Origin of the sequence: Methylobacterium sp. 4-46, assembly GCF_000019365.1 — a bacterium.
GTDB lineage: Bacteria > Pseudomonadota > Alphaproteobacteria > Rhizobiales > Beijerinckiaceae > Methylobacterium.
This window is the reverse complement of record NC_010511.1, coordinates 518,614-537,736: the sequence shown is the minus strand read 5'-3', so window position 1 is coordinate 537,736 and position 19,123 is coordinate 518,614. Positions and strand designations below refer to the sequence as shown.

The following is a 19,123-nucleotide window of genomic DNA, read 5'->3' as shown; positions in this document are numbered from 1 at the left end:
GCGGGTATCGGCCGGGCTTCCCCCGCTGTCAACGCGCCGGGGCCCGCGGCGGCGCGGCCGGCGCCCGCCGCGGCAGCGGCGCCCGCAGATCCTCGAAGACCCGCGCGAGGCGCAGCACGCCGAGATCGTCGAAGCGATGCCCGACGATCTGGAGGCCCACCGGCAGGCCCTCCGGGGTGAGGCCCACCGGGACCGCGACGGCGGGCTGCTCCGACATGTTGAAGGCGACCGTGAAGCCGATATGCTCGAAGGGGCGCATCGGGTCGTCGGTCGGGGAGGCGAGCTCCGCCGGGAAGGCCGGGATCGGCGCCACCGGGCTGATCAGGAAGTCGAAGGGGCGAATCGCCCGCAGGGCTGCGTCGCGCATCGCCCCCATCTGGCTCATTCCCGCGAAGACGGCCGCGCCGCTCGACCCCCGCGCGGCCTGCGCCCAGTCGCGGATGAAGGGCAGCACGGCGGCGCGCCGCTCCGGGGCGAGGGCGCCGATGTCGCTCCAGGCGCGCTCGCGCCAGAACGTGTCGAGCCCGTCGAGCATGGCGCGGGTGAGGAAGGGCGCGACCGGCTCCACCCGAGCGCCCGCCGCCGCGAGGCGCGCGGCCGCGTCCTCGATCACCGCCGCGACGGCGGGGTCGACCGGCAGGCCGACGCCCGCCTCGCGCAGGAGGCCGAGGCGCAGGCCCTTCGGGTCGAGGCCGTCGAGGGCGAGCCAGTCGAGGCCGGCGGGCGGGAGCGCGGTGCCGTCGCGGTGATCCGGGCGGCTGAGTTCGCGCATGGCCAGGGCCGCGTCGGCGACGCTGCGGGTCATCGGCCCGGCGCAGCGGCCGTAATAGGGCGGGTCGACCGGCACGCGGCCGTTGCTGGGCTTGAGGCCGACGATGCCGCACCAGCCGGCCGGCAGGCGGATCGAGCCGCCGATATCCGTGCCGAGATGCAGGGGCCCGTAGCCGGCAGCCGCGGCGGCGCCCGCCCCGGCCGAGGAACCGCCCGGGGTCCGGGTCGGGTCCCAGGGGTTGCGGGTGAGGGGGTGGATGCTGGAGAGGCCCGAGGAGAGCATGCCGTAATCCGGCATGGTGGTGCGCGCGAACAGGATCGCCCCGGCCTCGCGCAGGCGGGCGGCCGCGGGGGCATCCTCCGGGCTCGGGGGCGCGTCGCGCCGTGCCGCGGTGCCGAGGGGCATCGCCACGCCCCGGGTGGCGATGTTCTCCTTGACGGTGGCGGGCACGCCGTCGAGGGCGAGCGCCTCGCCGCGCCGCCAGCGCGCCTCGGAGGCGCGGGCGGCCTCCCGGGCCTCCTCGGGGAGGAGCAGGCAGAGGGCCTGCAGGGTGGGCTCCATGGCCTCCACCCGGGCCAGCACCGCCTCGGTCACCTCGACGGGCGAGAGGTCGCGCGCGGCGTAGCGGGCGAGGAGGTCGGTGGCGCAGAGGTCGGCCAGGGACTCGGTCATCGCGCCTCGCGGGGAGAGATCGCGCGGGCGGTCACGCGCCCTCCCGGGCCGGCTTGCCGGCGAGCGCGATGTAGAAGCCGAGCCCGTCCTGGGCCGGCAGGGTCTGCAGGCGGTCGACCCAGCCGCGCCGCTTGGCTTCGAGCAGCAGGCGGCCGACGGGCTGGAACAGGGTCTCGCCGCCGCCCGGCACCGGGGCGTCGAGGCGGACCGCCACGGTCTTGCCCTTGGCGAAGCGGCTGCGCTCCAGCATGTCGGTCAGCGAGGCTTCCGCCTTCGCCCGGGGCGTGCCGCGCAGGTCGAGCACCGATTCGGCATCCGTCACCCCGAGGGTGCCGCGCAGCTTGTTGGCGTAGAATTCGTCGAAATGGGGCAAGGGCGGACCCGTGGTCAGGTGTGGAGGCCGGCATACAGGGAGGCGACGGGCAGGCTCCCGCCGAGATCCGGCAGGTCGATCGCGTCGCCCCCGCCGAGCGCCCGCTTGGTCCAGTCCGGCCCGTTGCCCCGCGACCAGACCTCCACCCGCGTCTCGTCCTGGTAGACGATCAGGAAGGCCCGCAGCGTCTGGAGCGACTGGTAGAACGCGGCCTTGCGTCCGCGGTCTTCGTGCATGGTCGAGGGCGACAGCACCTCCGCCACCAGGATCGGATCGCGGGCGTAGCCGTCCTGGAGGAGCGGGCCGCAGCGCACGACGAGGTCCGGCACCGGCGCGAAATCGTCCACGGCGTCGTTGTGCAGCCCGAGTCCCGGCAGGGCGCGGCAGCCGCGCCGCTCGGCCAGCTCGGCGAGGTGTCGGCCGAGATTCATCACGATCTGCTGGTGGCGCCCCGTCGGGGGCGCCATCAGCACGGGCTCGCCGTCGAGGAGTTCCCAGCGTTCCTCGTCGGGGCGCGCCCGGATCAGGTTCAGGAATTCGGCGAACCGCATGCGCGGCTCGCGGCGCAGCGCGAGGGACATCGAAGCTCCCGTCCGTGCCCCGATGCTAGCACCGGGCGGGCAAGCGCGACAGCCTGCGGCGGCTCTTCGCCGTGCGGCCCTGCGGCGCTGCGCGACGGTGGGGCGCGGCGCCGCAGCGGGCGCCGCGCCCGCGTCTCAGCGCTGCACCAGCACGTTGCGGAACTGCCAGGGATCGCTCGCGTCGATATTCTCCGGGAACAGCCCGGGACGGTCGGCCAGCGGCGTCCAGTCGGTGTAGACCCCGACGACGGGCCCCAGATAGGGCAGCTGGACCTCCAGGCAGCGGCGGAAATCGACCTCGTCCGCCTCGACGATGCCGGCCTCCGGGTTCTCCAGCGCCCAGACCATGCCGGCGAGCACCGCCGAGGTCACCTGCAGGCCGGTGGCGTTCTGGTACGGCGCGATGGCCCGCGTCTCCTCGATGGAGAGCTGGGAGCCGTACCAGTAGGCGTTCCTGCCGTGGCCGTAGAGGAGCACGCCGAGCTCGTCGATGCCGTCGACGATCTCGTTCTCGTCGAGGATGTGGTGCTTCTCCTGCACGCGGCCGGCCTGGCCGAACATCTCGTGCAGCGAGAGCACCGCCTCGTTGCAGGGATGGTAGGCGTAGTGGCAGGTCGGCCGGTAGACGACCTTGCCGCCCTCGCGCACCGAGTAATAGTCGGCGATCGAGATCGCCTCGTTGTGGGTGACGAGGAAGCCGAACTGAGCCTGGGCGGTCGGGGTCCAGGAGCGCACGCGGGTGTCGGCGCCGGGCTGGAGCAGGTAGATCGCCGGCGCGTCCCCCGCATGGGTGCGGGCATTCTCCGGCATCCAGGTCTCGTGGGTGCCCCAGCCGAGCTCGGCCGGCTGGTTGCCCTCCGAGACGAAGCCCTCGACCGACCACGTGTTCACGAACACGCCCATCGGCTTCTCGGACTTGGCGCGCTGGGTGTCGCGCTCGGCGATGTGGATGCCCCTGACCCCGACCTCGCGCATCAGCGCCGCCCAGCCCTCGCGGGTCCTGGGCTCCTCGACCGAGAGGCCGAGATCGGCCGCGACGTTGAGGAGGGCCTGCTTGACGAACCAGGACACCATGCCGGGATTGGCGCCGCAGCAGGACACCGCGGTCGTGCCGCCCGGCCTGCGCCGGCGCGCGTCGAGGATCTGCTCGCGCAGCGCGTAGTTGGTGCGGTCGCCCGGGCCGGCATTCTTGTCGAAGTAGAAGCCCGGCCACGGCTCGGCGACGGTGTCGATGTAGAGCGCGCCGATCTCCCGGCACAGTTCCATGATGTCGCGCGAGGAGGTATCGACCGAGAGGTTGACGCAGAAGCCCTGGCCGCCGCCCTCGGTGAGGAGGGGGGTGAGCACCTCGCGGTAATTGTCGCGGGTGAGCGCCACCTGCGCGAAGCGCAGCCCGTGCCGCTCGGCCAGGGCCTTGTGCGCGTCGGAGGGTTCCACGACCGTGAAGCGCGCCTTGTCGTAGGTGAAGTGGCGCTCGATCAGCGGCAGGGTGCCGCGTCCGATCGACCCGAAGCCGATCATCACGATGGGGCCGCTGATATGGCCGTGGACGGGCCAGTCGGTCATGGGAAGTGCCTCCGTGGATGGGAAAGTGCGCGTGGTTAGCCGAGATCGGTGACGGGCCGGCGACGCGGTGATTGGCGACTCCGGCCCGCAGGGTCAACCGGCCGTCCGGGGGAACGAAGCGTTGCCGCCGCCATGAGGCAGCCGCATGGCTCCGCTGCGGCGGCGGGCCTTCGTGTGCGCCGCGTCATATCCCATATTGCGTTGCAACAAACAGATGGAAACGCCCGCGCGCACATCACTTTCAGGAGTGTCCCATGCTCGCGGTTCTCAGCCACGCTCTTCCCCACCGCACCCCCACCGCCGCCGAGGCCGAGCCCGGTTTCCTCGCCCTGATCAGCCGCATCGTGCAGGCCGTCCATGCCGAGCGCCTGCGTCGGCGCGACGCGCAGATCGGCGGCTTCATCCAGGCCCATGGCGGGCGCGTCACCGACGACATCGAGCGGCAGATCGGGCAGTATTTCTGCTGATCGGGCCCGGGCGGGCCGGCGCGAGCCGCCGCCCGCCCCGAGCCGCGGCGGCGTCATGCCTCGCCGGCATTGGGCTGCGACCACGCGAAGGATCGCGCCCCGGGCCGCGGCGTGGCTGATGGCAGACCCACCCCAATGACCGGCCGGTCCGGCGCGGTCAGGCTGCCGGTGTGGCAGGCCTGCCCGGGAGGCGCCGACGGAAGGGGCGGCCGGCGACTTTGCCCGACCGTCGGGGATCGGGCCTGTCCGCAAGGTCATCGAGGAGCGCCGTTGCGTCGAAACCCCCGGCCCGCCAACCCCGGCCAGGGTCGCCGGCCGATTCAGAACCCGCCTCCCTTGTCACCTCCTGCCCTCACCCGATCGCCCCGATCGGATCGCGTTACCGCATGACGCGGTGTCGATTCCGCGATCCGTTCTGTATCGGAGGATGTCGGCCGTGACGGACCGAATCGCAGATGGGGTGTTCGTGGTGTTCGCTTCGGGCCTTGGCGTGCTCGTGGCGGCGAACATCGCGCTGCTCGTGGCCCGCCTGACCCATCGCGATCGACTGGCTCGGCGCATCACGAGCCTTGCCTCTCGCGTCACATGGCTGTTCAAGGTCGGACGTCACAGCGAGGACGACTGCCGGAATGATCGTCTCAGGGCTTGATGTTCCGAATATCTATCTCTGGGGCGTTCTGGGAAGTATAAGTGTCGAGGTTGGTGCGGCTCTGACTGCGGCGGGGGCCAATGGCGGATCCTGCCGAAGAAATACCACAGGATCTCTTTCCTGACCTTGAAGGTCGCATTTGCTTTCATTGCGGGTGCCCTTCCGATCGCACTCGACGCGCAGAATGTCTGGAGTGCGATCTATCTCGGTGGAAGCGCTCCGCTAGTCCTCGATCGTGTTGCGCGCGGACTTGACCCGCCGGAACGATAGACATTGCCATATCGCGGTCGAGAGCTGGCATCGGCCGGCCGTTTTCTTTTGGCGCCGGCCAGGACGACATCGTGTGTCTCGCGGTGAGCTTGCTGTCATGCGCCAGCCCGCATCGCGGGCTGCCGCCCATCTCGCGCCGTTGATCGGGGCCGAAGCGCTTCTCGGACAGCGCCCCAAGGCTCATCACCGCGTCGGCCATCGGGGATCTCTCGGATCCGGGCTCGGTGCAGCAACCCGATCCGCATCCGTCATGGGATTTCCGCCCGAGCGGTTCGGGATCGTGCGGCGCTCGCGCACGATCCCGGCCTCCGACGTTGGTCCGATGCCCGCAGTCACGTCCCGTGACCGCCGGTTCGGTTCTCGAATCGTCGCCAACCCTTTGGCTTGGGATCGAGAATCGTGTCACCCCCCGGCCGGAGACGATCCGGCCGAGGTGCGCGCCGGCAGGTTCCGCGACCCTGCGGCGTTGCCCTGAGGGACCCGCCAGGGCGCGGCCCCGTTCCGGCGGGGCCGCGCTTCGCCATGCTCACGCCGCCAGCGCGAGCGGCCGCGCGGCCTCCGCCGCCACCAGCGCGGCGAGGTCCGGCGCCGGCGCCGGCCGGCCGGTCGCCTGGACGAGGCCTGCCGCGCCGGCGAGCGCTCCCGGCGCCAAGTCCAGCCCGAGGAAGCGCTCCCGGGCGTAGGGGCCCGGCAGCCAGAGGGCGCCCACCGCCCCGGCCGCGAAGCCGAAGCGGGCGTAGTAGGGCGCGTCCCCGACCAGGATCACGGCCCGGTGGCCGAGGGCGGCGGCGCGCGCCAGCGCCGCGCGCATCAGCGTCCCCCCGACGCCGAGGCCCTGCAGGCCCGGCTCCACGGCGAGCGGGCCCAGCATCAGGGCCGGGCGGCGCGGGCCGGCCGCCACGTCCCACAGGCACACCGTGCCGACGAGGCGCCCGTCCTGCTCGGCCACGAGGGCGAGGCCCTCGGCCGGCAGGCGGCCCTCGCGCAGGCGCTCGCAGGTCTTGGTGAAGCGCGCCTCGCCGAAGCAGGTGTCGAGGAGCTGCTCGCGGGCGGCGATGTCGGTGGCGCGCTCGTCGCGGATCTGGATCACGGCCGTAGCCTCCCGAAGGTCAGGGGAGAGAACAGCCCTCGCACCCGCCTGGGCGCGCAGCGCCCGCGGGCCGTCCGGGACCGGGTGGGGTGCAGGACGCGCCCGGCCCGCCGCCCGGTCGGGGCGGGGGCCGGCGCGAGACGAACGGCGCCGGCAGGCGCCGCCACGGCGCCGGCGGGCGGCGCGGATCGGACCGGTCAGATCACGTAGGATTGCAGCGGCGGGAAGCCGTTGAACGCCACCGCCGCGTAGGTGGTGGTGTAGGCGCCGGCCCCCTCGATCAGCACCTTGTCGCCGATGGAGAGCGACACGGGCAGCGGGTAGGGGATCTTCTCGTAGAGCACGTCCGCCGAATCGCAGGTCGGTCCGGCGAGCACGCAGGGGACCATGCGGTCCTCGTCGTGGTCGGTGCGGATGCGGTAGCGGATCGACTCGTCCATCGTCTCGGCGAGCCCGCCGAACTTGCCGATGTCCAGGTAGACCCAGCGCACCTCGTCGGCGGCCTCGGACTTCTTCGAGACGAGGATGACCTCCGCCTCGATGATGCCCGCGTTGCCGACCATGCCGCGGCCCGGCTCGATGATCGTCTCCGGCATGCGGTTGCCGAAGTGCTTGGTGAGCGCCCGGAAGATCGCGCCACCGTAGGATTCCACGCCCGGCACCTCCTTGAGGTACTTGGTCGGGAAGCCGCCGCCGAGATTGACCATCGCGAGCGCGATGCCGCGCTCGGCGCATTCCCGGAAGATCATCGCGGCCGAGGCCAGCGCCCCGTCCCAGGCTTCCGTATTGCCCTGCTGCGAGCCGACGTGGAAGGAGACGCCGTAGGCGCGCAGGCCCTGCCGGTGCGCGTGCTCCAGCACGTCGACCGCCATGTCGGGCACGCAGCCGAACTTGCGCGAGAGCGGCCACTCGGCGCCGGCCCCGTCGCAGAGGATGCGGCAGAACACCTGCACCTCCTCGGGCGCCACGTCGGCGCAAGCGGCCGCGCGGGCGATCTTCTCGACCTCCGCCTCGCAATCCACCGCGAACAGGCGCACGCCGAGCGCGAGGGCGCGGGCGATGCAGCGCTCCTTCTTGATGGTGTTGCCGAAGGAGATGCGGTCGGCGGTGGCGCCGGCGGCGAGCGCCATCTGAATCTCGGCCACCGAGGCGGTGTCGAAGCAGGAGCCGAGCGAGGCCAGCAGGCCGAGCACCTCCGGCGCCGGATTCGCCTTCACGGCGTAGAAGACGCGGGTGTCGGGCAGGGCGCGGGCGAAGGCGTGGTAATTGTCGCGCACGACGTCGAGGTCGAGGACCATCACCGGCCCCTCGTCACGGCCGAGGTCACGGCGAGCGCGCAGGAAATCGCGGATGCGATCGGTCATGATCATCCCCACCAAAGGCTCAAGGGGGTCCCGCGCGGGAACCCGATGTCGAAGATCAGACGGCGCGCAGCCGTCCGGCGTCAGGGGGCGATGCGACGCGTCGCGGGCGTGCTGTGGAGACACGCTGGGCGACGCGGGCGCAGAGCACCCGGAAGCTGCCTTGGATTGGAGCGGGATGACCCGATCCGCACATGGGGCAAGGAGAAACAAGCCTCTTCGGTGTCGACCTTTGGAGGGCCGACGAGACCAAAAAAGCCCGTTCGTCGTTGCTTTAAGCTGCGTCCCCCGTGGAGAGCGGGGTTCGCCGGTTTCGCCTCCGGCTGCCGGTTGTTGTCGGGGTCCGGTGTCGCCACCTGGATGCCGGCCGGAGGGATCCACCCTGTCGACCATCGATCCTTTAAGACCCCTGGCGGCTGTCCGGCCTCTTGTCCGGATGCCCACCAACCGGCACGCGGCCACAGGCACGTGCGAAATTGGGCAAGGGGGTAGATACGGTCAGCGGGGCCGGATCGCAACCCCGAAATCGCGCCGTTCCGCAGAAAATCCGCCGGGTGGCGGATCGGCCACGGGGACGGGCGTTTCGGGCCGCCGCCCCCTTCTCAAGCAGGCGGGAAGCGTTCATTCACCGGGTCCCGAAGCGGAGAGGTCCCGTCTCCCGTGACATCCCAGGTTCCATGACGATCGAGCCATCGCGCGAGCCGTCGCGCCGCACCCTGCTCGCCGGCCTGCTGGCCGGGGCCGCGCTCCCCGCCCGGGCCCAGGTCGGTCGGGCCCAGGTCGGGCCGACCCAGCCGGGGCCGAGCGCCCTGCCGTCCCCACCGCCGGCCGGGCCGACGCCGTTCCGCTTCGACGACGTGGTCCGGCGCGCCCGCGACCTCGCCAACGCGCCCTTCGACGGCGGCGTCCCGGCGCTGCCGGGGCCGCTCGCCGGGCTCGACTACGACGCGTGGCGCGACATCCGCTTCCGGCCCGACAAGGCGCTGCTCGGCGACCGGGACGGCCCGTTCCGCCTGCAGCTCTTCCACCTCGGCTTCCTGTTCAAGCGCCCCGTCACCGTGAACGTGGTGCGCGAGGGCGTGCCGACGCCGATCCCCTACCAGGCCGCCCTGTTCGACCTCGGGCGCACCAAGCTCGACGGCCCGCTGCCGCTCAATCTCGGCTTCGCGGGCTTCCGCCTGCACTATCCCCTCAACAGGCCCGGGATCCTCGACGAGCTGATCGCCTTCCTGGGCGCGAGCTACTTCCGCTTCCTCGGGCGCGACCAGCTCTACGGCCTCTCGGCGCGGGGCCTCGCGGTGAACGTCGAGGCCCAGGGCGGGCCGGAGGAATTCCCGTTCTTCCGCGAGTTCTGGATCGAGGTGCCGCCGAAGAACGCCGACCGGGCGGTGATCTACGGGCTGCTCGACGGCGCCGCCTGCACCGGCGCCTACCAGTTCCTGGTCTATCCGGGCGACGAGACGGTGGTGGACGTCCGCGTCTCGCTGCATCCGCGGCGGGAGGTGGCGGGGATCGGGCTGGCGCCGCTCACCTCGATGTTCTTCATCGGCGAGAACGACCGCCACCGCTCGGACGATTACCGGCCCGAACTGCACGATTCGGACGGTTTGCTGATGCAGTCGGGGAGCGGGGAGTGGATCTGGCGGCCCCTGCGCAACCCGCAGGAGCGCTGGATCTCCGCGTTCCAGGACCGCGACCCGAAGGGGTTCGGCCTGATGCAGCGCGACCGGGTGTTCGAGAACTACCAGGATCTCGAGGCCTTCTACCACCGGCGGCCGAGCTACTGGGTCGAGCCGCAGGGCGCCTGGGGGGAGGGGGCGGTGCACCTCGTCGAACTGCCCACCGGGAACGAGACCCACGACAACGTCGTCGCCTATTGGCAGCCGCGCCAGCCCCTCGCGGCCGGCCAGGCGGTGGAGCTCTCCTACCTGCTGCGGGCGATCGGCGAATCCGAGAGCCTGCATCCGGGCGCCCGGGTCGTGAACACCTACGTGGCGCGGCCGGCGGCGAGCGGCGGCCCGGCCGAGGCGCCCGACCCGCTGAGCCGGCGCTTCCTGATCGACTTCTCGGGCGGCGACCTCGCCTACTGGCTCGGCGACCCGAAGGCGGTCGAGATCGTGCCCTCGACCACGCGGGGGCGGATCGTGGCGACCTCGCTGGTGCCGAACCTGCACGTGAAGGGATTCCGGGCCGCCCTCGACGTGCGGCTCGACGATCCGGGCCAGGCGACCGACCTGCGGGCCTTCCTGCGGGCCGGCGGGCGCACCCTCTCGGAGACCTGGACCTTCCCGTGGAAGGCCGCGTGAGCCGGGGCGTGACGGTCCGCCCGGCGACGCCCGCCGATCTCGACGCGCTCGTCGCCCTGGAGGCGGCCACCTTCGCGACCGACCGGGCGGAGCGGCGGGCGATCCGGCACGCCATCGGCTCGCCGACGATCTCGCTCCTCGTCGCCCTCGACGGGCCGGTGCTGGTGGGGGCCGCCACGCTGGAGCGCCGGCGCACCAGCCGGCGGGCGCGCCTGAGTTCCATCGCGGTGGCGCCCGCCCGGGCCGGGACCGGGCTCGGCCGCCTCCTCCTCGACGCCGCCGAGGCGGAGGCGCGCCGCCACGGCTGCACCCGCCTGCGCCTGGAGGTGCGCGAGGATAACGGCCCGGGCATCCGCCTCTACGAGCGGGCGGGCTACGTCCGCTTCGAGACGGTGCCGGATTACTACGAGGACGGCACCACGGCCTGGCGCTACGAGAAGGTGCTGGCGCCGCGGGAGGAGGCCGCGGACCCGGCATGACCGGCGCCTGACGCCGGGTCGATCGCGGCCGGGCGCTTCGGGCCTCGGCTTCGCGGGAGCGGCCGCTGCGCGTCCTCCTCACCGGCTCGTCGGGCCGGCTCGGCCGGGCCCGGGCACCGCGCCGGCGCGCGGCGGGCCACGCGATGGTCGGGCTCGACATCGCGCGCGGCCCCGAGACCCGGGTGCTCGGCTCGGTCCGCGATCGGGCGCTCGTCGCGCGTCCTGGCCGAGGAGGGGGCGAGGTCATCCTGCACGCGGGCGCGCTGCACGAGCCCGACATCGCGCGCAGGGCGCCGCAGGCCTTCGTGGACGTCGACGGGGCGGGGACGCTGACGGACACTCGGGCGTCCGGGGGAGGCGGCGGGCCGGTCTGAGCCGTCCCGCCGGGCGGGCTCAGCCCTCCGGGACCCGTCGCCCGGCGAAGCCGAGGGCGACGAGGGCGAATTCCCACTGGCGGATGTCGCCCCCGATCGAGGCCACGACGGCCTGACCGATCAGGACGATGCCGGCGAGGGGCCGGCCGTGAGGGCGAGCCGCAGGAGCCTGCGCCCCCGCGTCGGACGGCCCGTCATGCCGCGCCCGCTCAGCGCTTCGTGTTGGCGGCGGTCTGGCCGAACATGATCGTCTTGGCCTCCTCCGACATCGTCGGCTGCTGGTTGATCTCGGCGGCCCTGGCGTAGGCGGCCTTGGTGGCCGGGCGCTCGGCGATGGCCGAGAACCAGCGCTTCAGGTGCGGGTGCGCGTCGAGGTTCTGGCGCTGGCGCTCGTGCGGCACGATCCAGGGATAGATCGCCATGTCGGCGATGCTGTATTCCTCGCCCGCCACGAAGGTCCGGTCGGCCAGGCGCCGGTCGAGGACGCCGTAGAGCCGGTTGGTCTCGTTGACGTAGCGGTCGATCGCGTAGGGGATCGGCTCGGGGGCGTACTGGACGAAGTGGTGGTTCTGGCCCGCCATCGGCCCGAGCCCGCCCATCTGCCAGAACAGCCATTGCAGCACCTCGGCCCGGCCGCGCAGCTCGCCCGGGATGAAGCGCCCGGTCTTCTCCGCGAGGTAGAGCAGGATCGCGCCCGACTCGAACAGCGACACCGGCGCGCCGCCATCCGCGGGCGCGTGATCGACGATGGCCGGGATCCGGTTGTTGGGCGCGATCTTGAGGAAGTCCGCCTGGAACTGTTCGCCCTTGCCGATGTTCACGGGCTTGATGGTGTAGGGCAGGCCGGTCTCTTCCAGGAACAGCGTCACCTTGTGACCGTTCGGCGTCGTCCAGTAGTAGAGGTCGATCATCCTGCGCTCCGCGGCAGAGTCCGGGTCGGACCGCCGCGGAGGTGGTGTGGGGCGGGGGCGAGGTCAAGCCGGGGTGAGGCGTCAGCCCGCTCCGGCAGCCTCGGACCGATCGAGCGACGGTGGCACGGTCGCGGGCCCGCCTCCGCGGTCTCCTCGCGACCCTCGCGGGCGCGGCCGGTGCGAGGCACGGCGGTCCGGACGGTTCTGCGACCGTCATTCTGCTCCGGGTCGGAGGCGCGCTCGGCCGCCGCCGGGAGCGGGTGCCGCGGCGCCGTCCTGCGCCGGCGTCGCGCCCCCTCACTCGCCTGTTGCCCTTCGGGCGCCGCGCCCGGTACTAGCCTGGCTCGGGGAACGCTGGCAGCGACGTCGCGTGCGCGGCCCGACTCCCCGGTGCCGCGCGACAAGCATCATGTTCCGCGGCACCGAGAGATTCGGATCGTCCAGGATCAGGGATCGTGCTGTGAAATATATTGATAATATAGAAGATTTGATTCGCGCTCTTGATGAAGGATTGGCGGTGCGGAGGTCCGATATCCAAAAAGGATCCGAGATCCTGTCTCAAGTTATGTTCGTTCCGCCGGACGAGATGCGGCGCGAATTGTCTCAATATGCCATCGGAACGCAATCATACTATGAGGCTCAGCTCAGGCTTATCTATGAACCGATCGCCGGGAGGCGGCATGAATTGAATTTTGAGGGGCATGATACGGTAAATTTCGATGCTATGACCGCGTTTCCGTTTGGGGGCGGACCGAGCGACGCAGCATATTGGGAGATCTGTTATGCTCACCTGATCCAGATGGCCTCGTTGAGCCGCGGCAGCAGGGTGCTTGAGATCGGTTTCGGCGCCGGCGGCCTAGCGGAACTCATGGTGAGGTGCGGCCTCGACGTGACCGCCGTCGAGGTGCGTCAGAGCAATTGCGACTACCTGGAGCAGCGCGTCAAGAGCTTCGGCGGGACGGTGGACGCCCGTGCCGGCGAGGTCGAACACATGACGTTCGACAAAGAGTTCGACGCGATCGTCTTCTACGAGTCGTTTCACCACATGCCGTCGCCGTGGGGGATCGTGCGCCAACTTAGGAACCATCTGTCCGCGGAGGGTGTGTTCATCTTCGGCGCCGAGCCGATCTGCGACGACGACGATCCGGTGGTCCCCTTCCCCTGGGGATTTCGCATGGACGGTGGCGCTCTCAGCGCCATCAGGGATGTCGGATGGGTCGAGTTCGGGTTTCAGCGCAGCTACTTCTTGGACAACCTCACCCGACTCGGCTTCGACACGGTTCACCGCGCGCTTCCCGGCTACCATCACGCGAGCGTTTGGATCGCCAAGCAGAACGTCGTCAATCTGCTGAAATCGATGAAGGCCGAGCGGCGCTACCGCTGAGACGCGTCATCCCGCCGCCCGGCCGAGGGGGACAGGATCGGCGTCGTAGCGTTCCAGTCCATTCGCGTCGGCGAAGGCGACTGCCATGTGGTTGATGTCTTGGAAATATTTCGGAATGTATTCTTTAAAATACCAATCGTTCATTCCGGCTCGGAAACTCTTGTAATGATATGCTTTCATTAATAAATAACTGTAGAGTAGATGCTTCTCGTTCGAATCATTCCCGGGGCGGTAAGCTGAAAGGTGATGTAATGTCAGGTCGGTGTACTTTTGATTGACGACGGGGCTGACGCCGTTCTCATGCAGTTCCTCGTGCACGATTCCTCTATATTCTAAAGAAGAAACGTTTCTGTAGATTCTTTTATGATGTTCAACGGAATATTCTGCCGAGCGGACGATCGCGCGCGGCTCCGATAATTTGAGTTCTGGGTTTAGTTTATAGTTTTTTCTCTCGACCAGGAGGCAATTCGTCTGGTGATCGCAGGAGCTCACGGCCGCGCGCAGGGCGTCGTCCAGGATGATCTCGTCGGCGTCGATCGAGAAGATCCAGTCGCCGCGGGCGTATCCGGCGCCATAGTTTCTCGCGTGGGCGAAGCCGAATCGAAAGAGGTTTGACCTTGGATAATCAACCAGCTTGGCAGGAATGCTGTTGGTTGTGCTGATGAAATCTCTGCTGCCGTCGGTTGAGCCCATATCGACAATGATGAGCTCGTCCAGCAAAGACACCAATAGAGGAACGTTGATTTCTAAGAAAGGAAGCTCATTCAGAACCAGCATGACACCAGAAATTGTCGGCATAGGTGCGCGCCTCGCATGTGCAGCCGACTCTTCATTGCGTGGGGTGTCCTGTTTGTCAACGGTAATGAACGCGTTCGGGTGAGGTCCTCGCTCTGGGGCGCGGGGCGGAATTAGCTTTGTCCGGCTCAGGGCGCCTCGCGCGCGGCCTGTCTTCAATTTTCGGAACGCGCGGCATCTCGCGCCTCGCAGGCCGTCACCTGCGCGAGCGTCGCTGGCTCGCCCCCGATCCCGCCGCCCTGCCGCCCTTGGCCGGCGCGCGGGCATGACTCTCGGCGAACTCCCCCCGGGGGAACGCCCGCTCATCGTGGGCGTCGCTCCACCTTCGATGTCCCGGATCCGTATCGGATCGCGGCGTGGTCGGCCCCCGCCGCGGGCGGCGGGGACACCCGTCCGATTGCCAGTTCACGGGCGGCCTGCTCACGCTCGCGGCGAGACATCCCTCTGCCGGTCGATCCCGTCGCGGGCAGCGAGCCCTTGTTCCGCGCCCCATCCGGTGCACGCCTGATCCGGAATCGATCGCCGCAACTCACGGCCGGGACGGAGTTGCCGGTGACGCATCGTTCTGCGGGGCGAAGATCGTGATATTGCTGTTGATCTGGTAGGCGTTCGACGGCCGGGTGTTGACGAAGCGAAGGCGGATCGGGCTCTCGCCGAGGATCGCGCCGAATGACGGGGTCACCCGCATGGGAAAGCAGCGCGCCAGGGCCGCGCGGGCCGCGTCCTCGAAGTGCTCGGCAGCGCCCCTGTCGCCCTTGAAGCGACGCGCGGTGACGAGCGGCTGGCCGCGCATCGCGCCCGTCTTGTCGAGTCCGAACCGGAACGCGATCAGTGATCCCTCGGTGCCGGACGGGATTGTCCAGCAGGCGGCGAGCGCCGCCCGCATCTCTGCCCAGTTGGCGATGGGCTCGGCAGGCGCGGGGTGAGCCGAGGCGACCAGGACCGCGCCCGCTCCCATCGACAGCTTGGTGACGTCTCCCAGCATCGCTCGTCCGCTCCGCCCCCCCCCTCAGGATGGTAGGGCTGCTCCGACGCTGCGGCCACCGCGCGGAGTGCCGCTCGGAGCAGAGCGGTCGCGCCACGATCGGGGCGCGCCGGCGAGCCCCGTCCGCGGATCCTCCGTCGAGGACGGGGCGGGTTGGGCGAACGGGCCGGGAGGCCCGGTTGGGGTTTCCCGTCCCGGCTTGGCTTCCCGGTTCCCCCCGCGTCCCTCGGCGCCCCTCCGTGCGGCCCGCGCCGCTTGCGGCGCGGGGCCCGAACCGATACAGGATCAACCCCGTAGCCGGTTCGCGGGGCGTAGCGCAGTCTGGTAGCGCATCTGGTTTGGGACCAGAGGGTCGCTGGTTCGAATCCGGCCGCCCCGACCACCGGCTCCCCCCTTTCCGGCTCCCTCGTGAGATCGACACGGCATGCCGAGCGCCCGCATCTACAAGCCCGCCAAGGATCCGTCCCAGTCCGGCATGGCCCGGACCAAGCAGTGGGTGCTGGAATTCGACCAGACCGCCCCGCGCGAGACCGATCCGCTGATGGGCTGGACCTCGTCGTCCGACATGCTCCAGCAGGTGCGCCTGGAATTCGACACGCGCGAGGAGGCGGTCGCCTACGCCACCCGCGAGGGCATCGCCTACCGCCTCGAAGAGCCCAAGCCCCTGCTGCGCAAGGGCCTCTCCTACGCGGACAATTTCAAGTACAACCGCACCGCGCCCTGGACCCACTGACCGCGCCGGCAATCCGTCAGAAGGCGTAGCGGACCCGGCAGGAGGGGAGTTCGGCGGCGAGGAGCGCCCGGAACCGCGCCAGCCAGCGCCCCTTCCAGGCGCTCCGGTAGCGCAGGTTCTCCTGGCCGCCCTCGGAGCGCTTGGTCTCCTGGATGTCGGGGCGCCACAGCCATTCCTCGGCCCGCGGATGCCAGCGCAGGTTGACCGCGTGCAGCGCCGCATTGTGGGTCAGGAAGATGATCTCGGCGGCGAGCTGGGCCCGCGCGGCGGCGCCGATCCCCGCGTCGAGGGCCCGGAACAGGTCGCGCCAATCCGCCTCCCAGCCCTCGTACAGGATCACGGGCGAGAAGTTGACGTGGACCTCGTAGCCGGCGCGCACGAAGTCGTCGATCGACGCGATGCGCTCGGCCATCCGCGAGGTGCGCACGTCGACGACCCGCGCGACGCGCTCCGGCATGAGCGAGAAGCGGATCCGCGTCTTGCCGGCCGGCGCGTAATCCAGGAGGTCGCGGTTCACGAACTTGGTCGCGAAGGAGCCCTTCGCGTACGGAAGCGCGCGGAACAGGGCGACGAGGTCGCGCAGGGTGTCGCAGGCGAGGGCGTCCACTGAGAGGTCGCCGTTCTCGCCGATGTCGTAGACGACGCAGCTTTCGTCGATCTGATCCGGGGCCGGGAGGGGACCCTGGCGCGCGGCGTGGCGCGCGATCGCCGCGGCGATCTCCTCCGTGTTCGCGAAGAGCGTGATCGGGTTGGCGAAGCCCTTGCGGCGGGGCACGTAGCAGTAGGCGCAGGCCATCGCGCACCCGTTCGAACTCGACGGCGCGATGAAATGGGCGCTGCGCCCGTTCGGGCGCAGGCCGAGCCCCTTCTTGACCCCGAGCACCAGGGTGCTGCGCTTGATCCGCAGCCACTCCTCGGCGGCGCCGGCATTGCCGTGCAGCTCGGGGATCGCCCAGTGCGACCGCACCGGGATGCGGCGCGCCTCGGGGAAGCGCGCGCGGATCTCGCGGCCCCGCCGGTACGCCTCGACGGCGGGCTCCAGGTAGATCGTATCGATGGCCAGGGGCGAGGGGGAATGGGGCGAGGAGGGCAGGGGCGGGCCTCGGCGCGGGGCGCCCGCGGCGCCGTCGCCGCCCGATATGGCGCCCCGGGACCCGCGCCGCCAGGGCCCGGCCGGCGGGGCGCCCGGTCGCGCCTCACAGCCGCCCGAGCAGCTCGCTCTTCTTGGTGGTGAACTCCGCCTCGGTCAGCACGCCCTTGCGGTGCAGTTCGGCGAGGCGCTCGATCAGGGCTAGCGGATCGCCCGCCGCGGCGGGCACCGCGGCCGCCGCCGGCGCGGGGGCCGGAATCGGCGGTTCGGCCTGCGGGGCCGCCGGAGGGGCCTGCGGGGCCGCCGGAGGGGGAGCCGGCTGCGCCCATCCCTGGACCTGCAGCTGCGGCGGCGCGGGGACCGGCGGCGCGGGGGCCTGCGCCGCGCCGCCGCTCACCAGCGGGAGATCCTCCGGGCGCACCGGGCCGAACTGGCTCGTGAAGAGCAGCGAGGACGCGCCGCCCTGCTGCTGCGACACGCCGCCGATCCGGTGCTCGCCGGTGTCGTAGACGGCGAGCTGCCCTCCCGCCTCCACGGCGAGGCGGCGCGTGTCGGGGAAGTAGGCGTAGCGCAGCCCGTTCTGCGACCCGGCCGAGGCCGGGTGGCCGAGCTCGGCGGGCCACCAGCCGGCCGGCGCCGCCAGCCTCCCGGCGATCGGGGCGAGGTCGGCGCAGAGCGCGGCGACGCGGGCCTTGAGGCCGGCATTGAACATGTCGCCGATCATGATCATGCCGCCGGACGACCATTGCCCCATCCCGCCAAGGTCCGGGTGGTTGAACTGCGCGGCCGTCCCGCCGCCCTGCGCGAGCGCCTCGGCGAGGTGGCGGGCGGCGTCGACGCTCACCCCGTGGCGGGCGGCGATCGCGGAGAGGTCGAGCATGGCGGCACCCTGTCAGGCGAGGATCTTGCGGGTCATGACGACGGCCGCGAAGGCGAGGGCGGAGGCGGCCACGATGCTGCCGATCCACAGGCCGCGCCGCGGCTGCTGCGGGGATTGCGCCTCGACCGGCGCCACCACCACGCTGAAGAACTCGAATTGGCGGTCGAGGATCATCCGTGCCCGGTCGCGCGCCGCCAGCACCGCGTTGTAGAGGGCCTGGGCGTTCTTGCGCTCGGTGTCGGCCTCCTCGAAGCGCGTCAGCGCGTCGGCGAGCGCCTGGCGCCGCGTCGGATCCGGGGTCGTCGCCTCGCGCTCCAGGCGCTGGATCGAGCCGTCGAGCTGCGCGATCTGGGCCTTGAGATCCTGGACGCTGCGCGCGTCCTCCCGCAGGTCGCGCAGCAGCAGCGACTGCTTCACGCTGAGCGCGATGCGCTGCTCGCGCAGCTGCCCGATGGTCTTGATCGTGGCCTCGTTGGTCTTCAGCGCGTCGAGAACCCGGTCCCGGTTGCGCAGATCCCGCACCGCCTCCTCGGCCGCGTCGAGGCGCTCCTTGATGCGCGCGAGCGCGCTCTCGCTTGCGGCGAGCGCGTCCTGGCGGGCGCGGGCGTTGAGGTCGTTCACCATCCGCTCGCTCTCGGCCAGGACCGCCCGGCTGATCGCCACCGCCTCCCCCGCCTCGAAGGCGTTGACGGTCACCGAGATGATGCCGGAGGTGCCCTCGATCTTCGCCGCGACCCGGTTGCGCCAGTAGCGCACGAGCTTCTCCACCGGCCGCTTCGGGTCGAAGCGCGACAGGGCGTCGATCGAGGGGCGGGAGAACATCTCCCGCAGCGGCAGCTGGCGCTCGATCGCCTCCACCATCGGCCGGCTCGCGATGTAATCCGCGAGCAGGAGCGTGTCCTGCGCGATCATCTCGCGGGGAATGGCCGCCGTCATCCCCATCCCGTCCCGGGCGGCGTTCTCGGCCGCGCCGAGCGCCGGGCGGATCGCGAAATGCACCTCCGTCACGTAGCGGTCCGAGAGGTAGAACCCGAAGAAGGCGGTCGCGAGCAGCGAGGGCAGGACGCAGAGCGCCAGGAACAGGAGCGGGGTGACGAGGTCCCGGCCCCGCAGCAGCCCGCCGCCGCGGACGACCGCGCGCGGGTCGTTGTGGCGCGACACGCGCGCCATCTGGCGCAGCGATTCCGCGATCAGGCGCGACCGCTCGGCCGAGTCGAGCGGCTGGCCAGTCGGGTTGCGGGCATCGACCGTCATGCGGGGATCCGTGGCAGGCGCGACGCGCGACCGGCGCGACGGGCGGGAAGGGCGGTCCGGCGAGGGCCGGATCCCGCGCCGAGAGGGGAACTTGTCCGCATCGCCGGTCGGGCGCGGATTGCCCGCCGGGC

At 71.1% G+C, this 19,123-nt stretch carries 19 protein-coding genes and 1 tRNA gene; 8 read left to right on the top strand and 12 right to left on the bottom strand.

Annotated elements, in window-relative coordinates:
- Positions 1–28: 28 nt before the first annotated feature.
- From M446_RS02215 to M446_RS02200, 4 genes are all read right to left on the bottom strand, one after another.
- On the bottom strand, positions 29–1,444 hold the full coding sequence (locus M446_RS02215) for an amidase (protein ID WP_012330435.1): 1,416 nt from the start codon (positions 1,442–1,444) through the stop codon (positions 29–31).
- Between the two features lie 31 nt (positions 1,445–1,475).
- Positions 1,476–1,817: a hypothetical protein gene (locus M446_RS02210; RefSeq protein ID WP_012330434.1), complete on the bottom strand. Its 342-nt coding sequence runs from the start codon at positions 1,815–1,817 to the stop codon at positions 1,476–1,478.
- Between the two features lie 14 nt (positions 1,818–1,831).
- Entirely contained in the window at positions 1,832–2,398 is a 567-nt protein-coding gene (locus tag M446_RS02205; RefSeq protein WP_012330433.1) for a Uma2 family endonuclease, read from the bottom strand.
- Positions 2,399–2,533: 135 nt separating this feature from the next.
- Positions 2,534–3,964, bottom strand: coding sequence for a homospermidine synthase (locus M446_RS02200; protein ID WP_012330432.1), 1,431 nt, complete (start codon positions 3,962–3,964; stop codon positions 2,534–2,536).
- Positions 3,965–4,218: 254 nt separating this feature from the next.
- On the opposite strand from M446_RS02200, the gene M446_RS02195 reads away from it, so the two are divergent.
- Positions 4,219–4,431, top strand: coding sequence for a hypothetical protein (locus M446_RS02195; protein WP_018262790.1), 213 nt, complete (start codon positions 4,219–4,221; stop codon positions 4,429–4,431).
- Between the two features lie 427 nt (positions 4,432–4,858).
- Entirely contained in the window at positions 4,859–5,080 is a 222-nt protein-coding gene (locus M446_RS02190) for a hypothetical protein (RefSeq protein WP_012330430.1), read from the top strand.
- Positions 5,081–5,876: 796 nt separating this feature from the next.
- On the opposite strand, the gene M446_RS02185 is transcribed toward M446_RS02190, so the two are convergent.
- The gene (locus M446_RS02185; protein WP_012330428.1) at positions 5,877–6,440 is read right to left on the bottom strand and encodes a GNAT family N-acetyltransferase; all 564 of its coding nucleotides are present in this window, start codon (positions 6,438–6,440) and stop codon (positions 5,877–5,879) included.
- 197 nt (positions 6,441–6,637) lie between these two features.
- Positions 6,638–7,804: a type III PLP-dependent enzyme gene (locus tag M446_RS02180; RefSeq protein ID WP_026190940.1), complete on the bottom strand. Its 1,167-nt coding sequence runs from the start codon at positions 7,802–7,804 to the stop codon at positions 6,638–6,640.
- Between the two features lie 674 nt (positions 7,805–8,478).
- Between M446_RS02180 and M446_RS02175 the strand changes: the two genes are divergently transcribed.
- The 3 genes from M446_RS02175 (at position 8,479) to M446_RS02165 (ending at position 10,960) form a co-directional block, all read left to right on the top strand.
- The gene (locus M446_RS02175; protein ID WP_012330426.1) at positions 8,479–10,107 is read left to right on the top strand and encodes a glucan biosynthesis protein G; all 1,629 of its coding nucleotides are present in this window, start codon (positions 8,479–8,481) and stop codon (positions 10,105–10,107) included.
- Positions 10,092–10,586: a GNAT family N-acetyltransferase gene (locus tag M446_RS02170; protein WP_012330425.1), complete on the top strand. Its 495-nt coding sequence runs from the start codon at positions 10,092–10,094 to the stop codon at positions 10,584–10,586. The genes M446_RS02175 and M446_RS02170 overlap by 16 nt, the downstream gene beginning before the upstream one ends.
- Positions 10,587–10,729: 143 nt before the next feature.
- Positions 10,730–10,960 carry a hypothetical protein gene (locus M446_RS02165; protein ID WP_018262793.1) on the top strand — a complete coding sequence of 77 codons (231 nt, stop codon included), beginning with the start codon at positions 10,730–10,732 and terminating at the stop codon, positions 10,958–10,960.
- A 209-nt stretch (positions 10,961–11,169) separates the two neighbouring features.
- On the opposite strand, the gene M446_RS02160 is transcribed toward M446_RS02165, so the two are convergent.
- Entirely contained in the window at positions 11,170–11,871 is a 702-nt protein-coding gene (locus M446_RS02160; RefSeq protein WP_012330424.1) for a glutathione binding-like protein, read from the bottom strand.
- Between the two features lie 409 nt (positions 11,872–12,280).
- Between M446_RS02160 and M446_RS02155 the strand changes: the two genes are divergently transcribed.
- Positions 12,281–13,255, top strand: coding sequence for a class I SAM-dependent methyltransferase (locus M446_RS02155; RefSeq protein WP_265576511.1), 975 nt, complete (start codon positions 12,281–12,283; stop codon positions 13,253–13,255).
- Between the two features lie 6 nt (positions 13,256–13,261).
- Here the strand turns inward: M446_RS02155 and M446_RS34600 are convergent, their stop codons facing one another.
- Together M446_RS34600 and M446_RS02150 are read right to left on the bottom strand one after the other, a co-directional pair.
- Positions 13,262–14,032: a glycosyltransferase gene (locus tag M446_RS34600; protein ID WP_168169127.1), complete on the bottom strand. Its 771-nt coding sequence runs from the start codon at positions 14,030–14,032 to the stop codon at positions 13,262–13,264.
- Positions 14,033–14,579: 547 nt separating this feature from the next.
- On the bottom strand, positions 14,580–15,035 hold the full coding sequence (locus M446_RS02150; protein WP_012330422.1) for a hypothetical protein: 456 nt from the start codon (positions 15,033–15,035) through the stop codon (positions 14,580–14,582).
- 305 nt (positions 15,036–15,340) lie between these two features.
- On the opposite strand from M446_RS02150, the gene M446_RS02145 reads away from it, so the two are divergent.
- A tRNA-Pro gene (locus M446_RS02145) sits at positions 15,341–15,417 on the top strand.
- A 42-nt stretch (positions 15,418–15,459) separates the two neighbouring features.
- Positions 15,460–15,768 carry an ETC complex I subunit gene (locus M446_RS02140; protein ID WP_012330421.1) on the top strand — a complete coding sequence of 103 codons (309 nt, stop codon included), beginning with the start codon at positions 15,460–15,462 and terminating at the stop codon, positions 15,766–15,768.
- A gap of 16 nt (positions 15,769–15,784) precedes the next feature.
- On the opposite strand, the gene M446_RS02135 is transcribed toward M446_RS02140, so the two are convergent.
- The 3 genes from M446_RS02135 to M446_RS02125 form a co-directional block, all read right to left on the bottom strand.
- Complete coding sequence (locus tag M446_RS02135; protein WP_085984456.1) at positions 15,785–16,831, bottom strand: spore photoproduct lyase family protein; 1,047 nt, start codon at positions 16,829–16,831, stop codon at positions 15,785–15,787.
- A gap of 133 nt (positions 16,832–16,964) precedes the next feature.
- Complete coding sequence (locus M446_RS02130; protein ID WP_012330420.1) at positions 16,965–17,738, bottom strand: SHOCT domain-containing protein; 774 nt, start codon at positions 17,736–17,738, stop codon at positions 16,965–16,967.
- A gap of 12 nt (positions 17,739–17,750) precedes the next feature.
- On the bottom strand, positions 17,751–18,992 hold the full coding sequence (locus M446_RS02125) for a capsule polysaccharide transporter (protein WP_012330419.1): 1,242 nt from the start codon (positions 18,990–18,992) through the stop codon (positions 17,751–17,753).
- Positions 18,993–19,123: the final 131 nt, after the last annotated feature.